This window comes from Pseudomonas sp. B21-015 (genome assembly GCF_024749285.1).
Lineage (GTDB): Bacteria > Pseudomonadota > Gammaproteobacteria > Pseudomonadales > Pseudomonadaceae > Aquipseudomonas.
On the sequence record NZ_CP087196.1, the window covers coordinates 2,634,226 to 2,657,585 of the forward strand.

The following is a 23,360-nucleotide window of genomic DNA, read 5'->3' on the forward strand; positions in this document are numbered from 1 at the left end:
GTGAGGAGAATTTCCCCGGGTCGAGTCTTGATTTGGACTTTTTTCGTGGAGAAATAGGCGGCTAGAAGCTGCTAAGCCTTGAAATAGACAGGTGGCTGTTTACAAATGATTTTTTTGTCTACAGCAAATAATTCGCATTCCAGGTGTTTGACAGAATTGGATCCATTGTCTACAACCTAGCAGGCGAGATATCCCGCACGTTGTTTCAAGCCTCATGTCCTGCATTGAATTTTGTACAGAATTACTTGGACGAGGTCTGCTCTGTATTTAACTTTCGTTTCAACGCCGTCTCAAACCATTGAGGAGAGACAACTATGCATTTGAAATCAGTCATACAAGCGCAAGAGAGTAATACGTCAGAAGTTTCAAACTCCCCCGTTGCTTATCGTGCTGCCTGTTTGCGACAAAACGCTGCCCGTCAGAAAGAGGGGCATGATCTTTCGGAGCAGGATTTCAGCGGTGCGGATTTATCCCGTCTGCGTCTGCGTTCGAGTGATCTGAGTGGCAGCAAACTCTCACAGGCCAATCTGTCCGAGGGGCGTTTCGAGTTGAGCGTTTTCGCCAGTGCCGATCTCTCCGAGGCCGATCTGTCGAAGGCGGTATTGCGTGGTAGCAGTTTCGAAGGTGCGACATTGTCGGGCTCCAAGCTCAATGGTGCGGTCTTTGAGGATGCCCGACTCAATGCGGCCCTGATGTCCGGCGTGAGTGCTCAACAGGCCTCTTTCCGCCGTTCTTCGGCAGCCGGAAGCGATCTGTCTTATGCGGATCTCTCCGGGGCGGATTTCTCTGACGCTTCGCTGGCTTCGGCCGATCTCAATCATGCCTCTCTGGTGGGCGGCAATTTTTGCCGTACCAACCTTGAGTGCGCGGACTTGCGCAGCGCTGACTTGACCAAGGCTTTCTTGGGCCAGGCCGTGATGATTGGCGCCAACCTGTCCGGTGCTGACTTGAGCGGTGCAGATCTGCGTTTTGCCAACCTGCGTGGCGCCGACTTGCGCGGTGCCAACCTGAGTGACGCCATCCTGACCGAGGCCTGCCTTGATGGAGCCGATCTGCGTGGTGCGCAATGGGCCGGTGCAACGTTCGCCGGTACCGGTTTGAAGGGCGCTCAGCTCGATGACCTGCTGGTACAGCACCTGACTCTGGGTGTGGTCGAAGACGGCCAGTCCGCCAGCGTCATGAGTATCTTCAACGATGTCGTTGTAGCGGGTAAAGGCGGTGGCGGTGGCGGCGGCAACGCCTGATCGCTGCTTGCTGGTTTAAAGCCTGAACGCCGTCCGGCTTCTGATGAGGCCGGGCGGGGTCCGCACCACGTAGACATCTGTTTTTGCAATGAGTCGTCGCAGTGAGCAGTTATCCGATAGAGCGGGTCATGACTTCTGAAGGGTTTTTTGCTGATGTCTGTTTCTGACAGGGGTCATCTGAGATAACTCGCAGCAGACGCTTCGGGTGTTTGAAACGGAATTCGGAATATGGAGCGAACATTGCCCACCAGTCTTGCGCAAGTCCTGGCTCGTCACGCCTGTTCAGTGCCTGATCAGGTGGCGTTTCGCTTTTTGAATACACAAGGTGTCGAGGTCGACAGCCCGACCTACAGGGTGCTGGCCTGGCAGGTCTGCGAGATGGCTGGTGGGCTGCTGGCTCGGGGCTTACTGCCGGGCCAGCCGATTGTTCTGGCATGCGGCAATCCGGCCCAGTTCATTCGTGGCTTTCTGGCCATCGTGCACGCTGGCGGCATTGCCGTGCCTGTTCCGGTCAATGGTCGCCGTCGAGGCCGCTTGGAGCATGTACTGGCCGACTGTCAGCCTTTTGCGCTATTGCTCAGCGACACCAGCAGCGTCGCCCGGCATCACGACACACGGACCACGGCAATGCTGATCGCGGTTGATGAACTGGTTGGCGCGCCCGTGCCGCCTTTCACCGCGAGCGCGCAGGATGTCTGTTTTATCCAGTACACCTCCGGTTCGACGAGTGCTCCCAAAGGCGTTGTGGTGACGCACAGGCAGCTGGCGGCCAACTCAGAGATGATCGCTTCCGTATTCGGGCATGACAGCAGCACCCGATTCGCCAGCTGGTTGCCGTTGTTCCATGACATGGGGCTGGTGGGCGCGGCCTTGCACCCGTTGCTGATTGGGGCGCAGGCCGTCTTGATGCCCACCGAGGCATTTCAGGATCGGCCGGAAAGATGGCTGAAAATGATCTCGGATTATCGCGCCCATACCAGCGGTGCTCCGGACTTTGCCTATCGGATTTGCGCCACCATTGACGATCCGCAACGGCTTCAAGGGATCGATCTGTCTTCCTGGCGCGTGGCATACAACGGCGCTGAACCGGTGAGAGCCGCCACCCTGGAGCGTTTTGCCGCGACCATGGCGGGCTATGGCTTCGATCCTGACGCCTGGTTGCCCTGTTATGGCCTCGCGGAGACCACCTTGCTCAGCGCCGGTCACAGGCAGCAATCACGGGTGAAGGCCTCACGCTTTTGCCGTGTTGCGCTGGAAGGCGGGCAAGCCCGCGACCCGGTGGCCGGACTGCCGGTTACCGCCTTGATCAGCAGCGGAGCGGTGGCCCCGGGGGCGGATATCCGGATCGTCGATCCGAACGACCTGGCGCCGTTGGCCGAAGGGCGCATCGGCGAGATCTGGGTCGCGGGCGAACATGTCGCGAGCCGCTACTGGGGGGCCAGCAACGATGCTTTCGGGGCACACCTGGCGGGCAATCCGGACGTACCGTATCTGCGCACCGGCGACCTTGGCTTCTTGTCCAAGGATGAGCTCTACGTCACGGGCCGTCTCAAGGACATGATGATCATCGCGGGGCGCAACATCTATCCGGGAGATATCGAAGACGTCGCTCGCGACGCGCACCCGCTCTTGGCCGAGACGCGAGTGGTCGCGGTGGCCCTTACGAGCGAGCAGTTTCGCCTGTGCATGGGGCATGTCTCTCATCAGGCATTGGATACCGAGCAGCTGGTGCTGATTGTGGAGCTGCCACTGCTCACGCCGGAGATTGCGCCAGAGAGTTTGGCTCAAGCCATTGCCCACGCCTGTGAGCACCCGCTGGGGGCGATCGTTTGGGTGGCCAGGGCGGATATCAGTGTCACCACCAGCGGCAAGATTCAACGCGCCGAAGCCCTGCGCAAAATGCTGGCGAACGAATACCGGGTGCGTGCGGTCTGGCTCTCGCCCGCCGTGGGTGACAGCCTGGATGCCGCGCTGGCCCATCTGGCCCAGACCCTCGGTGCCAGGGGGACGCAAGGCATGGTCATGGGGGCCATGGCAGAGCTGTGTGCCATTGCCGCCAGTTTGCCGACTCGTCCCGAGGCGGACTTGCCGCTGCTGGCACTTGGATTGAACTCCCTGGCAGCCACGCAACTGTTTGCCAGAATGGCCCAGGCGACCGGTATCCGGATTTCGCTGGCCCCGTTGTACGACGGATGGAGCCTGGCCGAGTTCAGCGCCTGGTTACGCAAACAGCAGCCCCCCACACCGTCACCGACATGCGCGACGGATGTCGCACTACTCGCCGGGCAACGTTCGATCCTGCAGCGCCGAGTAGAGCGGGGCGATGGTGCTTATGCACTCGCCCTGGCGGTGAGTGGCCCGGTGCAGGCGATCGATCATCTGACAGCGCTCGCCGTCGAGTTGCCCAACCAATTGCGTGCGTTGGGTTTGCGGGTCGATGCAACACCCGCGGGGCCGCAGGTAGTCTTTGTCGATACGCTGGCGCCTGTTCCGGTTACGAGTATCGCCGGGCCGGCAGATGTTGACGGGCATGCCTCGTTGCTGCACCGATGCTGTGCCGAGTCCTTTGACCTCACGCAAGGTCCTTTGCAACTGGTGCGGATCCACGCTGAGGATGAGGCTGTCGACACCCTGTTGGTGAGGGTGCATCACATCGCGGTCGACTTCTGGAGCATGCTTTGGATCGCGCGTTATCTGCTGCAGCCGTCCAGTCGTAACCCGGCACCGCGCCAGCCCGCGGCGGCGCCAGTCGCCGAGGCCGATCTGGCGTACTGGCGTAGCGATCTGGCGACGCTCAATCCGACCCAGCTGCCACGGGACTGCGGCACAGCGCAGCCGACGCTCCCTCATTGCATCCCGTTCACCTTGACCCAAGCGGTTTTCAACCGTTTGGGCCAGGCCACCGGGCAGACCCCGTTTGTGTCATTGCTGACCTGCGTGTTCGCAGTATTGGGGCGCTGGACTGGGAACTGGGACGCGGTCATCGGCGTGCCTGTCAGCGATGACCCGGGAGCTCGGCAAGGCTACGGCATCAGGGTGGCGCCGATCAGGGCTGAACTCGCGCCAGCCCAGTCCTTTATCGACGCAGCCGGCCGCGTCGGTCACAAGGTCGGTCGGGCCTTCGTGCATGGCAGTGTTTCGCTTGAGCAGATCGGTTCCCAATGGCGTCAGGAACGCTCCGATGTGGGGTCGTTGTTTGAGGTCGCGGCGGTGCATGTGGCCGCTGTCGCGGATGTGCCGGAGCAGTGGGGGCGACTGATTTTGCGTGATGAGCGCAGTCAGGTGCAGGTGGGCGAGTTGACGCTGTCGTCCAATGGCATGGGACCCTATACCTTGGAACAGCCCATTGAAATTATCAGCTGCGAAACGGCCGCTGGAGTAGAGGGCGTGGTCCGGGTCGACGCCTCGTGCTTTAGCGCGGCGACCGCGAGACGGATTGCCCAATGCCTTGAGCGGATGAGCATCGCGGCGGCAGAGAGCCCAATGGCGTCGTTGCAGGCATTGGTTGATCACGACGCCGATTGGGGATGGCAAACCGCGCCACGGATCAGTAAAGCTCCTCACGCCTTGCCGGCGATGATCCGCGAATGGGTAGCGTCCCGCCCCAATTCGCTGGCGATTCAAACAGCCGATGAAACACTGAGTTATCGACAACTCGACGAGTACAGCGACCGGGTTGCCCGGCAGATTCTGCAGCGGGCCACGCCGACGGTGATAGCGGTACGCAGCGGCAGCCCGATCGAATGGCTGGTCGGTTTGGTGGCGGGGCTGAAAACCGGTGCGGCGATCATGCCGCTCGACAGTGGTCTGCCGGTCAAGCGCCAGCAGGCCCTGTTGGCGCTCAGCGCCAGCGACGTGCTGCTCGAGAGCCAGTCCAGCGGTGCGGTGCCGTTGTACGTCGATGACCTGGCCAGCCTGACATCGTCTCGCCAGGCAACAGCGGATTCGCTTGAGCACGTGGCTTTGCCCGAGGTATCGGTGGACAGCGGCGCTTACCTGATCTTCACCTCGGGGTCGACCGGGCAACCCAAGGGCGTTCGGCAGTCGCACACGACGTTCAGCCATTTTCTGGAGTGGCAGGTCAGCGCCCTGGACATGGTGCCCGGCGCCCGGGTGGCTCAGATCGCAGCGCCGGGGTTCGATGTGGCCTTATGCGAGATTTTTGGCGCGCTGTGCCACGGGGCAACGCTGGTGCTGCCGGATCGGGCTGCGGACCTGGCCCCCGGGCGGCTGTTGCAATGGCTCGATGAAGTGGCGGTGACCACCTTGCAGATCACACCCAGCCTGTTAGGCGAGGCGCTGCGTGGCTCCGCCAGTTGGCCTCGCGCCTTGAAAACCCTGGCAACGGTAGGCGAGCCGCTGTCCCTTGCGCTGGCCGCCGAGCTGCTCAAGCGCGGCGGACCTGACTTGAAATTGATCAATATCTATGGGCCCACGGAAACCGTTGCGGCCTGTTGGCACCGGGTCACGAGCGCGGATCTGCAGCGCTTGCGCATTCCGGTCGGCCGCCCGATTGCCGGGAGAACGGTCGAAGTCCGTGATTCGGCGGGTCAGCCTGTTCCTGTCGGAGTTCAAGGAGAAATCTATCTGCGCACGGCAGACATGAGCAATGGTTATGCAGGCGCTATTGGCGAGGGTGGTTTCGTCCTGCTGCCGTCGCACGCCGCTGATGGCCGTGGGCTCTATCGCACGGGCGATGTTGGACGCTGGACCGCGGACGCGGTGCTCGAGGTACTCGGGCGCCAGGACAATCAGATCAAGCTCAATGGGGTACGCATCGAGCTGGAGGAGGTGGAAAGTGCGCTGGTTCTGCATCCCGCCGTGTATGCCGCTGTCGCCGCCTTGCGCCAGGTCGACGGGAGCGCCCGGCTGGTTGCCCACGTTGAGGCTCACGAGGATGTGGATCCCCTGGCAGTGCGGCGCTTCGTTCTCAATCACCTGCCCTTGACTGCGGTGCCGTCGTTGATCGTCGTCGTTTCCCATCTGCCGCGTACGAGTAACGGCAAGCTCGATCGTCGTGCGCTGGCCTCTTGCGAACTCCCGTCGCCGCAAGCAGCGGTCGGGGACGCCTGCTCAGCGCCGGATCTTCTGCTCCTGCAGGGGACGATTGCCGCGTTGTGGCACGAGGTATTGCCGCACGAGGAAGTCCCAGGGGCGCATACGGATTTTTTTGGATTGGGCGGGCATTCGATCCACGCGATGCAAATGCTCAATTTGCTCAAGACCAGAACCGGGATCGCCATCGGTCTGGCGCAGTTTCTTGCAGAACCCACGGTTTCAGCACTTGCCAGTCTTGTGCATAGCCACTTAACGCCTACACGCCAAGCCGAGGTCAACTGATGTCACAAGCCCGCCCGATAGTCATCGATGCCAACTTTCTAAGCCCTGAGGACTTGGTGGCTGCCGCACGCAGTGGTTGTAGTTTGCGACTGGATTCAAGCGTGGTCGACAACATTGATCGTGCCCACCGCTTTGTGTTGGAGATAGCAGGGTCCGATGCTCTGCACTACGGGATCAATACCGGCTTTGGTTCGTTGTGCACGACTCATATCGACTCCGCCGACCTGTCCACGTTGCAGCACAACTTGCTCAAGTCTCACGCCTGTGGGGTAGGGCCGGCGGTTCCCGAGGAGGTCAGTCGCTTGGTCACCCTGATCAAGTTGCTGACGTTTCGCACGGGCAACAGCGGTGTGAGCCTGTCGACGGTCAATCGGATCGTCGATCTCTGGAACCACGGTGTCGTAGGTGCCATTGCACAGAAAGGGACGGTCGGTGCCAGTGGCGATCTGGCTCCCTTGGCCCACTTGTTCTTGCCTCTGATCGGTCTGGGAGAGGTCTGGCATCGAGGGGTGCTGCGCCCTTCGAGCGAGGTCCTGCGCGAGATCGGCCTGCCGCCCTTGACGTTGCAACCTAAGGACGGCCTCTGTCTGACAAATGGCGTGCAGTACCTCAATGCGTTGGGGGCGTTGGCCACGGTTCGGGCCAAACGCCTGGTGGCGCTGGCCGATCTGTGTGCGGCCATGAGCATGATGGGGTTCAGCGCGGCTCGCAGCTTCATCGATCCGCAGATTCATAAGACCTGTCTGCATCCGGAGCGCTCGCAGGTGGCGCGGCATATCCGCACGCTGACCCAGGGCAGCAACCATGCGGATCTGGCGCATTGCAACCCGGCGATGGAGGATCCGTACTCCTTCCGCTGTGCGCCCCAGGTGCATGGTGCGGCGCGGCAGGTGGTCGGTTATCTGGAGACGGTCATCGGCAACGAATGCAACAGTGTTTCAGATAATCCATTGGTGTTTCCAGAGACCCGGCAAATTCTCACCTGCGGCAATCTGCACGGACAGTCGACGGCGTTCGCACTGGACTTCGCGGCCATCGGGATCAGCGACCTGTCCGGCATTTCGGAGCGTCGGACTTACCAGTTGCTTTCCGGCCAAAATGGCTTGCCGGGCTTTCTGGTCGCCAAGCCGGGGCTCAACTCGGGCTTCATGGTTGTCCAGTACACCAGTGCCGCGTTGCTCAATGAAAACAAGGTGCTTTCCAATCCGGCGTCGGTCGATACGATTCCTACCTGTCACTTGCAGGAGGACCATGTGAGCATGGGCGGAACCTCGGCCTACAAGCTCGAAACCATCCTCGACAACTGTGAAACCATCCTCGCCATCGAACTGATGACGGCATGTCAGGCCATCGACATGAATCCCGGCTTGCAACTGTCCGAGCGCGGGCGGGCGATTTATGCAGCGGTGCGCGAGGAGATCCCGTTCGTCACCGAGGATCAACTGATGGCGGACCTCATCAGCAAGTCTCGACGTCTGTGCCAGCACTCGACGGTGATCGCCGGGCAACTGGCCGAGATGCAGCTGCAATGAGCGAGGCCCACGAAGCGCAGGTATTGCAGGAGCGGGGGCCGGCCAGTTCAGTGCAAGAGGGGCTCTGGGTCGTGCAGTCGATCGGACGTGCCGGTAAGGCCTACCAGGAAGCGCTGGCACTGAAGCTGAACGGCACGCTGGATATCCCGCGTCTGGAACGTGCGCTGGATCTGCTGGTGCAACGTCATCCGGGCTTGCGCACCTGCTTTGTCGCCGTTGCGCAGGGGCTTGAGCAACAGGTGTTGGCCATGAGCGGGCCGCGGCTGCAGGTTGAGTCGGTTGCCCCCGAGCAATTGCACGACTGGATGCAACGGCAACAGCAGTTGCCCTTCGACCTGTCTGCCGCGCCATTGTTTCGCGTTCGCCTGGCCCACCTGGGGCCGAACCGGCATGTGCTGCTGATCGTCGCCCATCACCTGATTGTCGATGGCTGGTCGCTGGGGGTGTTCGAACATGACCTGTCCGCGCTCTACGCGGCAGGAGCCTCGGCCCCCTTGCCTGAGTTGAACGCCTCGCCCATCAGTCATGCGCGTGCCGAAAGAGCACGGGTGGGTACGGCTGCGTGGGACGATGCGCAGCGCTTCTGGTCCCTGCAACTGGCGGGCAGCCCCCAGGTGACCAGTCAGAGCGGACCTCGATCGCTGACACAGGCATTGCAACTGGATGGCCAGACGACCAAGGCGCTGCTGTCGGTTGCGCGGGCTCTGAAGGTCTCACCGTTCGCGTTGGGGTTCAGCGCATTCGCGGCATCCATGGCCACCCTCACGGGGCGCGACGACCTGGTGCTGGCGACGGACTTCAGCGGTCGCACCGAGCCGGCCTATGAGCCTGTCATTGGCATGTTCGTCAATCAGATTCCATTGCGCTGGCGAATGAACCCGGGTCTGAACGGTGTGAGCGCCGTGCAGCAGGCCCACCGTTTGAGCCTTGATGTGCTGGCGCACGCGCACCTGCCTTACCCGTTGATTGTCGAAGCCAGCCAGCAGCCGGGTGGCCAGCTCTTTGAAGGTAAATTTGTCTTGCACAATATGCCGCGTCATCCCCTGCACCTGGAGGGGCTGGATGTCGAGGTGGCCGGGGTCCAGGGCACTGATCCGAAGTTCCCGGTATTGCTGGAGTTGTGGGAGCAGGGTGAGGGGTTGTGCGGGAGCGTCACCATCGACCCGAGTCGCAGCAGGCTGGCTCCAGCACTCCTGGCCCAGCGTTTTTGCTCAATGCTGGATGGCATTCTCCGCTCGCCCGAAGCCCCTCTGGAGACGGTCCAGCCAACGGCGTCGCCCCCCACATTCGTGCCGTCGCGTCGGCGTGTCGATATGACTGCCGACCCGGTCAGTGTCACGTCGTCCCCGGCAGCCCCGCGTCCCACGCTGGTCGAGTGCCGGTCCGCAGATGTGGACCTGGCCCAGTGGGTGCACAGGGAGCGCATGGCGCTTGAGGCTCATCTGATTCGCAGCGGTGCCGTTCTGTTTCGGGGGTTCAACCTTGGCGGCAGCGGGATGTTCGCGCAGGTGGTGCAGCAGCTGGGCGGCGAACCATTGCCCTACCTGCAGCGCTCGACGCCCAGGACCGAAGTGGCGGCTGGTGTTTATACCTCCACCGAGTACCCGTCGGACCAGCCAATTTTTTTTCACAACGAAAACGCCTATGCCACGAGCTGGCCAGCACGTGTGTTTTTTTTCTGTGAAACCCCACCGCTCAAGGGTGGACGAACTCCGCTGGCCAACTGTCGGGCGGTTCTGGCCCTCTTGCCCGAGTCGATCCGCGGTGCTTTTGAACGGCATGGGGTGATTTATCGCCGGCGGTTTCGACCCGGGCTTGGATTGAGTTGGCAGCAGGCGTTCGCGGTCGATGACCTGGACACCTTGCACAGTCGATACGCAGCACAAGGCTATAGGTTCTCCAAGGGCGCGCAGGATGAGTTGGTCGCCGATCTGGCGGTGCCCGCGGTGGTGACCCATCCCGATACCGGGGAGGCTGTCTGGTTCAATCACGCCGCGCTCTTTCACCCCGCGGCCTTGTCCGAAGCCTTGGGCGAGGTGGCGGCCAGGCTTGATGTGTCCCAGCTGCAGGCGGTGGAAACCTTGCTGGGGAATGGGCAGCCGATACCGGCCCAATGGATTGCCGAGATACGCCGCGCATACCTCGCGGCGTCGTTCTCCTTCGACTGGCAGAAGGATGACCTGTTGATGCTGGACAACCGTTTGACTGCTCATGGGCGGGAGCCTTTTACCGCGCCGCGCCGAATACTCGTGGCGATGACGCAAGCGCAGCGACACGAACCATTGCCGAAGGAGTTTTAATCATGCACGAGCATACAGCTGCGGCTCCCCACCAAGTCTTCGAATGGGCGGGCGATAGCATCGCAGGGCCTCGTATAAGTGTGTGTCGACTCGAAGTCGATTCCAGCGTCGGACTCGAGCGCCTGCATGCAGCGCTCGGCAACGTCTGGCAGCGTCACGAGGCCCTGCGCAGCCGGTTGCTGGTCCCTGAGACCCGGCGTCAACCAGTGGTGGAGCTGGTTGAGTCCGCGCCTCCGTTGATTCGGGTTTTAGCGCAGGCAGCCGACCCGCTGTCCGCTGAGACGACTCTGGCGACCAGCCTGCTGCACATGCCGTCGGTGAGTGATGACTGGCTGGGCGATATCGTTATCGTGCCGGCTGCCGTCGGGCCGACGTTGGTGGCTTTGCGCCATAGGGCGGTGTTGGTCGATCCGGAAAGCTGGGTACTGCTGTGTCAAGAGCTGGCCGCTGAAATACAAGGGTTGCCATGTGCGACACGGCTGGACTTTTGCGAAGTGGCCGGCTGGCTCGAAAGCCAATGCCCGACGCCTGCGGAGCCAATCGCCGAGACCAGCGCCTGGGCCCAGGTGGCCGAGGACCCGGCCGGTTCGGTAGCGGCTCAGGATAGTGAGCGGGTCGATCGCGTAGTGTGCCTGGCAGCCTTTACCGCCGTCCTTGCGCGCTTTCGCGTCGATGGCGCGCCGGTCATGGCTGTCTCCAGGTCCATCAGGGCGATCATCGGAGACAACGCCGGTGTCGGTGCTTACCGCGTCGCCGCGCAGGTTGCTGTCTCGGCAGACCCGCAGATGTCCTTGTCGGCGCTGGTGGCTGCCTTGCAGAGCGATACTGCCTTGGATCGGACCCCACCACTGGCCGCGATGCCAAGGCTTGCGGATGCGAGCCTGGCCTGGATCGATACGCCGCAGGCGACGATGGGCCCATTGACACTTGTGGGAATTGAATGGATGCCCGGCGCCGTGCCACTGGCACTGACCTGCCACCGCCTGGGTAGCAGTTTGCAGGTTCGGCTCTATCACGATCCCCGAGTGATCGATACCGCGACCGCAGAAGCGCTGCGCCTCGCATTTGCCTGTGGGCTACAGGCCGCTCTGCAAGCGCCCGACACCCTGATCGATGACCTGCCGCTGACGTTGCCGCAGGCCGCCGTATTGACCTCCCGTGGCCCCCGGGCCGAGGGATGGCAGCGCCCCTTCCTGAGCCTGTTCGAAGACATCGTCGACCAGGATCCGTCAGCCATCGCTATCGAGCGCATTGGCACGCAGACGGTTCTGAGTTATCGCGAGCTGGACCACTACGCTCGACGTATCGCCAGTGACCTGAAGCAGCGCGGGGTAGGCCGCGGGGATGTGGTGGCGGTGGTTCTGCCGCGCAGTATCGATTTTGTCGCGGCAATCCTGGGCGTGCTCAAATGCGCAGCGGTGTTCATGCCGATCGCACCCTCTATGCCTGCGCCGCGCCTGAACGCATTGCTGGCCGGGGCCGGGGCGGTAGTGGCGCTGGGGGCCGCCCAGACCCTTGCCAATAAGCAAGACGACAGCTGCGACTGGATCGACATGGCGCGGATCGGCCATGACGACCGGTCTTTCCCCCGTGATCCGGTTGATCCGGAAGATATCGCCTACATCTTGCACACTTCCGGTTCCAGCGGCTTGCCCAAGCCGGTTGAGCTGACTCAAGGAGGGTTATCGAACTACTTGTTGTATGCAGCGCGGCACTATGCCTTGGCCGAGGGGCGCGGAGCGATCGTGCAGTCGCCGGTTACCTTCGACTTGACGCTGACGGCTCTGTTGGGGCCGCTGGTGGTGGGGCAACGCTTGTTGCTGGTCGAGGAAAGCGAAAACGGACACGGGACGGGCTCAGAGGTTGAGCAGGTCTGTGCGTTGCTGCGTCGCGGAGACGCCACCTTGCTCAAGGCCACGCCGTCCTATCTGCGCCTGCTCAACACTCTGTTTGCGGCCGAGTCGCTGTCTGGAGCGGTCAGGGTGCTGGTGGTGGGTGGGGAGGCGTTGCCTTTTCCGGTCATCGAACCTTGGCTCAACGGTCCTCGCCCTGCTCGCGTGTTCAATGAGTATGGTCCGACCGAAACGGTGGTCGGCTGTGCCTGGGCACAGATCACAGGCCTTTGGCCCGAAGGCGCGCCGGCGCCCATCGGCGGGGCCATTGATAATGTGCATTTGAGTGTGCGCGATCGTCAGTGCCGAGTGCTTCCGGTGGGGGCCATCGGCGAAATCTGTGTCACCGGCAGGGGCGTCGGGCGTGGCTATCGCGGCCGTGAGGAAGAGACCGCCCTGCGCTTTGTCTCCACCCCCGAGGAGCCGGGAAGGTTGTATCGAACCGGCGACCGGGGCCGGATGCGATTCGATGGCACGCTGGACTATCTCGGGCGTCTGGATGATCAGCTCAAGCTCAATGGCATTCGCATCGAGCCCGGAGAGATCGAGCGTTGCCTGGAGTCGGCAGTGGGCGTCAAGTCGGCGGCGGTGGTCAAGTCCGGCGTCGATGGCGGTATCGAAACCCTCACCGCATTTGTCAGTGTCGATGGTGTTGCAGCAATCGAGCCGCAAGCCCTGCGTGAATATGTCCGTGGCGTGCTTCCCGCCGCGTTGGTCCCTGCCCGTATTGCGGTGCTGGCGGCGTTGCCGCTCACTACAAATGGCAAGATCGACCGTAACGTTCTGACCCTTCAGGCTAGCCAGATGGTGGCGCTGCCCAACGTTGCGCCACCAGAGCCCGCGGCCTCGGCGCTGGAGCACGCGCTGTTGGCTGTTGTCACGCAAGTACTGGGCTGTGCCCGTATCGGCGTGACCGATGACCTGTTCGATCGGGGTGCGGACTCCATCCGCTCGATCTCCATCGTTGGCCTGGCTGCACGCGAAGGTATCCATTTCAGCGTCGCCGATGTCTTTGAACGCCGCAGCATCAGGTCGCTGGCCCAGGTCGCCAGTGCGGCCGGCAGCGCCGCTGCCGGCATCGAACCTTTTGCCCTCCTGCAGGCGCAGGATCGCCAAGCATTGCCAGTGGGCATCGCGGATGCCTATCCGATCAGTCAGCTCCAGGCCGCGATGATTTTTCATTACGAGCTGGAGCGCGATAACGCGGTCTACCTCGACGTCTTCAGCTACCGACTGAAGTTTTCCCCCAATCTTGATGTCCTGCGTCAGGCGGCGCGCTTGCTGGTCACTCGTCATGAGACCTTGCGCACCACCTTCGCCATTGCCGGCTACAGCGAGCCTCTCCAATTGGTACACGAGCAGGGAATGGATATCCTGGACATCGAGCACCTTGGCGGTCTGGATGACAACGTGCAGCAGGCACGCATCGTCAGCGCTTTCGACGAAGAAAAAGCCCGTTCCTTCGACATCGAAAAATTGCCCCTGGTGCGCTTGCGCGTGCAATGCCTGGCCCCGGACAGCGTGCAACTGACGATGAGTTTTCACCACGCGATCATCGATGGCTGGAGCGATGTCAGTTTGCTGATGGAGCTGTTCGGCCTGTACCGGGCGTTGCTGGACAACCAGGTGCTGCCGCCAGCGCCTACGACCCGCTATGCCGACTACATCGCTCTGGAACAACAAGCGGTCGCTTGCGCCTCGACGCGTGATTTCTGGCGACGCTATCTGCAGGACGCGCCATCGGGACTCTTGGGCCAGCCAGTGCGTGTTCCAGGTGAGGGGAGTGGGGTCGAGATCATTCCCGTCGCCATCTCGCAGGAGCATGCGGTGCTTCTGCGCGGGATCAGCGCCACCCACTCCCTGCCGCTGAAAAGCCTGTTGTTCGCCGTGCATTTGAAGGTGCTCAGTCAGATGAACTGCCAGGCGGACTGCCTGACGTCCATGGTCATGACCGGGCGTCCCGAGCATGTCGATGGAGAAAAACTGGTCGGGCTGTTCATCAACAGCGTGCCGATCCGGGCCAGGGTAGAGCCCGGTTCCTGGGTGGACCTTGGGCGAGTGGCGCTGGAGGCCGAAGGCGAGGTACTACCTTATCGCCGCCTGCCGCTGGCACAGATCCAGAACATCAACGCGGGCGCCAGGTTGTCCGATACGCTGTTTTACTTCACCCACTACCACATTGCTTCCGACCTTGAGAGTCTGGGAGTCAAGTTGCTGGAACTGAAAGCTCATGAGGCCTCTAGCTTCAAATTAGTGGCCAACTTCTCGGTCGATCCGTTCGATGACAGCATTAAGTTGACGCTGGCCATCAAAGGCAATGTGCTGTCCCGCGCGGACCGCGTGCGCCTGACCGCGCTCTACGGGGCGGCGCTCGCGGCCCTGGTCGACGACCCGCTGGCGACTCATGATGTGGTTCCACTGCCTGCGGGCGATGAGCTCCGGTCGATCGAACCGGCGTTTGATAACAAGACAGTCGTCGACAGTATTCGCAGGGTTATCGCCAGTGTCCCTGCCGCCAATGCCGTTATTTGTGGCAACCGTTCGTTGAGCTATGCCGAGTTGGGGATGCTTGGTGAGCGTGCGAGCACGAGGATTCGCGAACGGGTGTGCGCAGCGGGGCGCGTGGCGGTCCTGGCGGCGAGGTCGGAACGTTACATCGCTGCGCTGGTCGGGATTTTCGCTGCGGGGGCCATCTATGTGCCTCTGGACCCTGCGCACCCGATGGCGCGTCGCCAGGCGATTTTACGCGATGCCCAGCCCGGCCTGATCATCACCGATGATCCGGCCTCGGTGGAGGGCTGGCCCCATGTGACTCTGGATGAGTTGCTGGCGCCGACGGATAGCCGAGTGTCGACAGCTTTCGACCCGCGTCCCGAGGACGCCGCGTACCTGCTGTACACCTCGGGTTCGACGGGCAACCCCAAAGGCGTCCTGGTCTCCCACAAAGCCCTGGCGAGTCTGTTCGCGGCAATGACCCATCGTCTTGGGGATGAGCAGGGCGGGATATGGCTGTCTCTGACCTCGGCCGGTTTTGATATTTCACTGTTGGAGCTGCTGTATCCCCTGGTGCGCGAGGGGACCATCGTGGTCCATGAAGGGCCGCAGGCGTTGCTGCCGTTACATCGCGCACCGGTCGAGCCAGTGGTGAACTTCAGTCTGTTTTTCTTTGCCAGTCAGACAGGGCCCGAGGCCTATGAGTTGATGCTGGAAGCGGCTCGTCGAGCCGACAAGCTCGGCTTCCATGCCATCTGGACGCCGGAACGCCATTTCCATCCGTTTGGTGGTCCATTCCCCAATCCGGCTGTCAGCAGCGCGGCCTTGGCTGTCGCCACTGAAAATCTGCAAATCAGGGCCGGCTCATTGGTGTTGCCTCTGCATGATCCCGTGCGGGTCGCTGAAGACTGGGCGATGGTCGATGTCCTGTCAGGCGGGCGGGCAGGTATCGCGATTGCCACGGGTTGGGACCAGAACGATTTTCTCCTGGCACACGGAGGACCGCAGAATTTCCAGCATCGGCGAGAAATCACGTTGGCGGCCGTCAACACTTTACGCGCGTTGTGGCAAGGGCAGATGGTAACCCTGGATCGTGGGACGGGTGAGCAGATGATTTCGACCTTCCCGCAACCCGTTCAAGGCCAGATACCGCTATGGCTATCGGCTTCGAGTGCGGGCGAGACATTCGAGACCGCCGGGCAAATAGGAACGGGTGTGCTGACTCATCTGTTGGCCCAGGATGTGGCTGCGTTGCAGAACAATATCCAGCGTTATCGCCGTGCCGGTGGTACGCAGGGCACGGTCAGTCTGATGTTGCATACTTTTGTGGCGGCGACTCGGACCGAGGCCGAGGAGATTGCCAGTGGACCTCTCAAGCACTACCTGATGTCATCCGTGGACTTGGCTCGTTCAGTGTTTGGACAGACGGTGAATACCGGCATTGAAGACGATCTGGATTATCTGGTCGATCGGGGGCTTGAGCGCTACATGCAGAGCGCCAGCCTGATCGGCAGCGTGCAGGACTGCGTCGAGCGTGCGCGTGGCTTGATGAACATCGGCGTAAACGAGTTTGCTTGCCTGATCGATTTCGGTGTCGGCAGCGAACAGGTTCTGCACAGTCTCAACCATCTTGACCAGGTGCGTCGGCAGTTGCAGGTTTGCCCCCCGTCCTCACAGGATGATCACTCTGTCGCCGGGTTGTGCGCCCGGCATGGCGTTACTCACCTGCAATGCACGCCCACCGTCCTGCGGGAGCTGCTCAGCGATAGCCAGAGCCGCACCGCCATCGCCGCACTCGACACCGTGCTGATCGGTGGCGAGTCGTTGCCTCGGCATGTCGCGGATGATTTGCTGCAGATTGTTAGTGGCAGGGTCTTCAACGTCTATGGGCCTACTGAAACAACCATATGGTCGGCGGCATGGCGCGTAGTTCCTGGGCCAGTACGGATTGGCTCGGCGCTGGGCAACGGCGCCATCCATCTTGTGGATGCCGACAACCAGTTGGTGGCTGAAGGTCAGCCAGGGGAAATCTGCATCAGCGGCGCGGGGCTGGCCGAGGGTTACTGGCATCGGGAGGCCGAGACCCGATCAGCGTTCTGTACGCTGCAACTGGCGGCGGGCGCGCAGCCGATCAGGGTCTATCGCACCGGTGATATCGGACGTTGGGACGCCGCCGGGCAACTGGAGTTCCTGGGGCGTCAGGACCGTCAAGTGAAAGTGGGTGGGCAGCGCATCGAGCTGGCAGAAATCGAGGAGCAGATCCGTGCCGTTCAGGGCGTCGCCGATGCGGCCTGTGCCATTGACCACGACGGCGCGATTGCGGCCCTGGCGACACTGTATCCAGGTGTCGAGGTCGATACGGCGAAAATTCGCAGTCATCTGCAACAAACGCTGACCAGTGCCATGCAGCCGCTTGCCCTGGCCATCGCCGCGCTGCCGAAGAGCCCTAATGGCAAACTCGACAATGCAGCCCTGATTGCCATTGCCCGTGGGCAGCATCAGGTGCCTGCGCCTTCAGCCGTGCAGCCTGCAACGTCAGCGTTGAAGATCAAGGATGCACGCTGGAATGAGATCGCCCGGATCTGGGAGCAGACACTGCTGACGCTTCCTGAGGATGAGCAAAGTGATTTCTTCAAGTCCGGAGGCAACTCGCTGCGGGCGATGGTGATGTCCAGTCGCCTGAGTCATCAGCTGGGGACCAAAGTTTCGGTCCGTACCATTTTCGAAAACCCCAGGTTTGGCGAGCTGCTTGTCGCCTTGAGCGCCGATGTGCCGCCAGCGCGACAGCCTGTCGGGCAACTGCCGGTGGCGGAGCTTTCGCCAGTCAGTTTTTCACAGGAACGCCTGTGGCTGGTGGACAGGATTTTGCCTGATCAGGCGGCCTACAACGATTCGATGCTGCTCAGTGTGGCCGGTGATATCGAAAGCGCGATGATTGTCAAAGCGCTGGAGCAGATCAGCGCTCGGCATGATGCGCTGCGCATGACGTTCGAAGAACACGATGGGCGGGTGCAGGCCAGGTTCAATCAGCAGGCGGCCCTGGACTTTTCCATGCTGGACCTCAAGGGCGTTCCACCGCACGAGCGTGTCGCCGCAGCCCAGGCGCATGCCCGTGAGCAGGCTCGCCTGCCTTTCGACCTGGAGCGCGGTCCTTTACTGCGTGCGCGCTTGTTACGTCTTGAAGATAACCATCATTACCTGCTGGTCACGGTGCATCACATTGTCTGCGATGGCTGGTCCCTGTCGATAATGCTCAACGAATTTTCGACGTTGCTCAGCGGAGCCCATCAAGCGTTGCCACCCATGACGTTCAGCTTTCGTGAGCACATCGACACCGAGCGCCGCCGCTTGACCTCTGAGCGTCGGGCCGTGTTGATCGATTACTGGACCAGGCAACTGGATGATTTGCCGGCGCCTTTGGAGTTGCCGCTCGATTTCGCAAGATCCAAGGCCGAAACCTTCCACGGTGCCATCGCCAGTCATGTAGTGCCCAGCGCCGTTCTGGCCAGGCTCGATGAGTTTGCCGCGGCCGAGGGTGTCAGCAGTTACATGGTGTTGATGGCGGCAGTCGCTGCGGTCCTGGGACGCTTCAGTGGCCGTCGGGATATCGTTCTGGGCACCGATGTCGCCAATCGTTTTTCCGAGTCCTGCGCCGATGCGGTGGGGTTGTTCGTCAATCAGATGGTCTTGCGCACCCGGCTGACGGGTGAACAGAGCTTTCGAGAGCTGGTCAATACCGAGCGCTCGACAATCCTTGATGCACTGGACCACAGCGACTTGCCGTTCAACGAGTTGATCGACGTGCTTTCACCGGCTCGCGATCTGAGCCGGAACCCGCTGTTCCAAGTGGCGTTCACCTATCAGGAACCGATGGACTACAGCCAGCTTTCCGGTGCCGGCCCCACCCTGAAAAGGATACCGCTGGACATCGGGATCTCCCGGGTGGACTTGGAAATCAATGCCACGCGTAATGCTGAGGGCTTGTTGATCGAAGCGATTTTCAATGACCGGTTACAACGGCGCGAGAGCATCGATCAACTGCTGAGAGCAGTCGATGTATTCCTGGAGCAGGCCCTGCTGGCCCCGGACACCGGTGTGCAGGAGATCGGGTTGTTGACCGCATCCGATCGTCAAGTGCTGGAGGTCGGCCTCGGTAGTTCTATTGTGGACTATGGACTGGATTCGCCGAGCCAGATGCTCCGCATCTGGGCCGAACGGACCCCGGATGCCATCGCCATTTCCGGAGAAGATGGCACTTACACCTACGGGCAGTTAAGTGAGCGGGTCGACGCACTGGCGCGCGGGCTTGCCGAACAAGGCATCCAGCGCGGTTCGCTGGTGGCGACCTGTCTCAAGCGAGACACATCACTGGCAGTGACGATGTTGGCCTTGTGGCAACTGGGCGCGGTTTATCTTCCCATCGATCCGGACCATCCGCCGAGCCGTTCGGTCCAGGTCTTGCGCAAGTCCGCGGCCCAGGCTGTGCTGACCTGTGAGGCGCTGGTCGAACAAGCCCGGACGCTGGACTGGGAGGGGCGTCAGCTGATGTTCGAGCACTGCCTGATTGCCGGCGATCCGTTGCCATTGGCACACGGGCTGCAGCGAGAGCCGGCCTATGTGCTGTTCACTTCCGGATCGACGGGTGCCCCCAAGGGTGCGATTGTCCTGCATGAGGGGATGATCAATCACCTGGGAGCGAAGATTGCCGACCTGGAACTCGGCGTGCAGGATCGCCTGGCACAAACCGCTCCCCAGACCTTCGATATTTCCATCTGGCAGTACATTGCGCCGCTGATGATTGGCGGGTCGGTGCACATCCTCGACGATGAAACAGTGCGCGATCCCGGCTTGCTGATGCAGGCGTGCGAGGCGCGTGCAATCACCGTGCTGGAGACCGTGCCGTCCTTTCTTGAGCTGCTCGTTGGCCTGGCGCAACGTCGTGATACGCCTTCATTCACGACCTTGAAAGTCATGATTTCAACCGGGGAGGCCCTGGCGGTGATGCTCTGCCGTCGCTGGTTCGCGCTGTTCCCGGGCATTGCCTTGCTGAACGCTTATGGCCCGACGGAATGCTCCGATGACGTGACTCATCATCTGATGACGCAGGCGCCCACGGAGGACCTGGCGTGTATTGCTATAGGTCGCCCGGTGGGCAATGTGCGCCTGTATGTTCTGGACGATACCGACCAGCTGTGCCCGCCGGGCGCGGTAGGCCAGTTATGCGTCGCCGGCATTGCGGTGGGGGGCGGCTATCTGAATGACATTCAAGTCACGGAGCGGGCGTTCGTCGCCGACCCGTTTGACCCGGATTGTGGCACTCGAATGTATCGCACCGGTGATCTGGCGCGCTGGACGCCGGATGGACTGCTGGAGTATCTGGGACGCATAGACAACCAGGTGAAAATACGCGGCTGCCGTATCGAACTTGGTGAAATCGAAACGTTGCTCGATCAGGATCTACTGGTCAAGCAAAGCGTCGTGACCGTCGTTGACGATGACCAGGGGCGCAAGCGCCTGGTCGCATACGTCTCCCCCGACTGGTCCTACGTCGAGTCCACCCTGGACCAGGAAATGCAGAGCGGCCGGCAGCAGGAGTGGCGCTCGGTATACAACTACTTTTACGAAAACGAAGCCGCGGGAGCGATTCAGGGACCGGTTGATCCGACCTTTGATACGACTGGCTGGAACGACAGTTTTACCGGGGTTTCGATCCCGGCTGTCGAGATGCGTGACTGGCTGGATCAAGCCTTGGGGCGGATGCAGGCATTCAAGCCACGGCGGGTACTGGAAATCGGTTGTGGTACGGGCATGGTGCTGTTCGGGTTGGCCGGTTCCTGTGAACGTTACGTTGGCCTGGACTTCTCGGAACCCGTGGTGCAGCGCTTGAGTGGCTTGCTGACGACCCTGCGGCCTGAATGGCAGCACGTGCGCCTGGAACATCTGGCCGCGGACGAACTCGCCCAACTGGATGAGGGTGAATTCGACCTGATCGTGCTTAACTCGGTGGTGCAATACCTGCCCAGTTCCGCCTATTTGATTAATGTGCTGCACCAGGCCGCTGGCAAGCTCTCGGCAGGCGGGCGAATCTACCTGGGGGATTTGCGCAGCCTTGAGTTGCAGGAAGTCTTCCACACGGCCATGGCGGCGAACGATGCGGCGGACTATCCGCTGGACCAATTGTCCGCCCGCGCCAGCAGCGCGATAGTGCAGGACAAGGAGCTGTTCCTGTCGAGCGGTTTCTTTGCCCGTTTGATGACCGATCCGGCGTTCGCCCTGCGTTCTCCAGGATTGCTCACGTGGTTGAAAACCGGTGGTTTCGACAATGAGCTGACCCGCTATCGATTCGACGCGGCCTTGACCTTCGATGTCCAGAATTCCCCCGCCTGTGAACAGTTGCCGTGGCAGGCATTGGAGGACGATGCCCAGGCTCTGGAGCAACATTTGCAACACCTGGGGCGCAACAACTTGCGGGTTTCCGGCGTTCCCAACCGACGGCTTGAACGGGACCGCCAGCTTGCTGCGCGGATCGCCGGTCAGGCGCCAGGCATGAAGGAGGCGCCGACTCTGGATTTCTTTCAGCAACTGGCGAGCCGTCACGGCCTGCTGCTGCAGTCGCGTTTTATCGAGGACCAGCCATTTGTCTACGACCTGCTGTTTCAGCCCATGCTGACGGGCTGGCCGGCATTCCCTGGCCGCGGGGCGGGTTCCAATGAGCCGCTGCGCAACCGTGCGATGCAACCGATCATGCTGCGGCTCAGGGACCATATCGGCGAGCATCTTCCCGATTTCATGGTGCCCCACAGCATCACCGTGCTCGATCGTTTGCCCTTGACCCTCAACGGCAAGATAGACCGCAAGGCTCTGCCAAAACCCTTGTTCGGTGGCATTGATGTTCCGTTGCAGGACATGCAGCCGCGAACCCGGACCGAGGAGATCCTGGGTCGGATCTGGCAGAAGGTGCTCGGTCTGTCCACTGTCGGTCTGCGCGACAACTTCTTCAGCCTTGGAGGGGACTCGATTCTGGCCATCCAGATCGTTTCGGCCGCCGCACGCGAAGGGATGCGTCTGTCGCCTAAACAGGTGTTTCAGAACCAAACGATTGCGGAGCTGGCGGCGGTCGCCAGTGTAATCCAGAGCGCCAGCGAGGAGCGGGCAGCGGATGGCAACTGCCCATTGGCGCCCATCCAGGCCGAGTTTCTGGGGCGTGACCTGCCGCTACCCCGGCACTGGAATCAATCTATTCTGCTGGGAGCAGAGCAACTGCTTGATGAACAGCAGGTCCACCGCGCACTGGATAAGGTCACTCGATGCCATGATGCCCTGAGGTTGCGTTTCCGCCGGCTCGGTGATGGTGGCTGGCAGCAGCGATACACTGCCAGCGGTGCCCTGTTTGAACTGCGGGTTTTGCTTCCGGGTGAAACCCTGGCTCAGGTCGGGAGCGAGCTCAATGCCGGTATTTCCCTGGAGCACGGTCCTTTGCTTCGCGTCGCGCTGCAAACGGGTGCGCAACCGCGATTGTTGCTGATCGCTCATCACCTGATCATTGATGGCGTGTCCTGGCGCGTCCTGCTTGATGATCTGGACCGAGCCTTGCGCATCCCGCAGGAGTGGCGAGCGGATGCGCGCAGTGCCAGTTATCGCACCTGGGTGGAGCGACTTATCGCAGTGGCGGAGTCGCGATCGTTGCGGGTGGACTTTCCCTACTGGATGGAACAGTCACGCCTGGGGGCGGCCCACCCGATTGCCGGGGCCTTGACCGGCGTCGAATCCGGGACCGAAGTACTGGGCGGCCCGCTGTCCGAGGAACTTTCGAGCCGTATCTTGCAGGTGGGAACCGGTGCACGCATCGAAGAGGTGTTATTGACGGCGCTGGTGCTGGCGTTGCATCAGACCAGCGGCTGGTCCGACGTGGTGCTGGCCAGTGAAACCCATGGCCGTGACCTTTTCGACGACATCGATGTGTCACGCACCCTTGGCTGGTTCACAACGCACTTCGCGGTGCGCTTGCGCCTGCCTCGCGACGGCGCGGTTGCCGACGCGCTGGGGGCGATCAGCGGCCAGCTGCGACGGGCACGCTCGCTCGCCGCCAGTTATGGAATCTTGCGCACCTATGACCCTGATCCCGAGTTGCGCGCCAGCCTGGCCAATCAGCCTCCGGCGGAGCTCGCCTTTACCTATTACGGGCGCACGGCGGGTGCCAGCGAGGGATGCGGTCTGTGGCGGGTCGAAGGTGATACCGGGGCGGTACGTGCGGCGGTCAATGGCAGTGAAACGGCGCTGGAGGTTAGTGCTCTGATCATCGGGCAACGCTTGTCGGTGTTCTGGACGGTCGAGCTGTCACGGCTTGATCCGCAGTATGTCGCCAGGATCCAGGCCGTGTATCCCCAGGCATTGGCCCAGGTATTGGAGGTGGAGGACGAGCATGCGCTGGATCTGTCTTTCGCGGAGGAGGGTGTGCTGGCGGCGGCTCTGAGCGAGTTGATGGACAACACCACGCAGGACTGAACTAACGATGTACGGGCGGTTGTCGAGCCTACTTCATTGAAGAGACCAGGAGGT

At 61.7% G+C, this 23,360-nt stretch carries 5 protein-coding genes; all 5 read left to right on the plus strand.

Going from position 1 to position 23,360, the window contains the following annotated elements:
- The first annotated feature begins 398 nt into the window (after positions 1-398).
- The 5 genes from LOY38_RS12055 (at position 399) to LOY38_RS12075 (ending at position 23,306) form a co-directional block, all read left to right on the plus strand.
- Positions 399-1,244, plus strand: a complete 846-nt coding sequence (locus LOY38_RS12055) for a pentapeptide repeat-containing protein (RefSeq protein ID WP_258700199.1) — start codon at positions 399-401, stop codon at positions 1,242-1,244.
- A gap of 240 nt (positions 1,245-1,484) precedes the next feature.
- Entirely contained in the window at positions 1,485-6,584 is a 5,100-nt protein-coding gene (locus LOY38_RS12060; protein ID WP_258700200.1) for an AMP-binding protein, read from the plus strand.
- The gene (gene hutH, locus LOY38_RS12065) at positions 6,584-8,116 is read left to right on the plus strand and encodes a histidine ammonia-lyase (RefSeq protein WP_258700201.1); all 1,533 of its coding nucleotides are present in this window, start codon (positions 6,584-6,586) and stop codon (positions 8,114-8,116) included. Before LOY38_RS12060 ends, hutH begins: the two co-directional genes overlap by 1 nt.
- On the plus strand, positions 8,113-10,416 hold the full coding sequence (locus tag LOY38_RS12070) for a condensation domain-containing protein (RefSeq protein WP_258700202.1): 2,304 nt from the start codon (positions 8,113-8,115) through the stop codon (positions 10,414-10,416). The genes hutH and LOY38_RS12070 overlap by 4 nt, the downstream gene beginning before the upstream one ends.
- A gap of 2 nt (positions 10,417-10,418) precedes the next feature.
- Complete coding sequence (locus tag LOY38_RS12075) at positions 10,419-23,306, plus strand: non-ribosomal peptide synthetase (protein ID WP_258700203.1); 12,888 nt, start codon at positions 10,419-10,421, stop codon at positions 23,304-23,306.
- Positions 23,307-23,360 lie beyond the last annotated feature (54 nt).

Bases quoted from the DNA above. Each gene is read 5' to 3' on its own strand.
- hutH (WP_258700201.1), top strand. From the start codon at position 6,584: ATGTCACAAGCCCGCCCGATAGTCATCGATGCCAACTTTCTAAGCCCT.
- LOY38_RS12070 (WP_258700202.1), top strand. From the start codon at position 8,113: ATGAGCGAGGCCCACGAAGCGCAGGTATTGCAGGAGCGGGGGCCGGCC.
- LOY38_RS12075 (WP_258700203.1), top strand. From the start codon at position 10,419: ATGCACGAGCATACAGCTGCGGCTCCCCACCAAGTCTTCGAATGGGCG.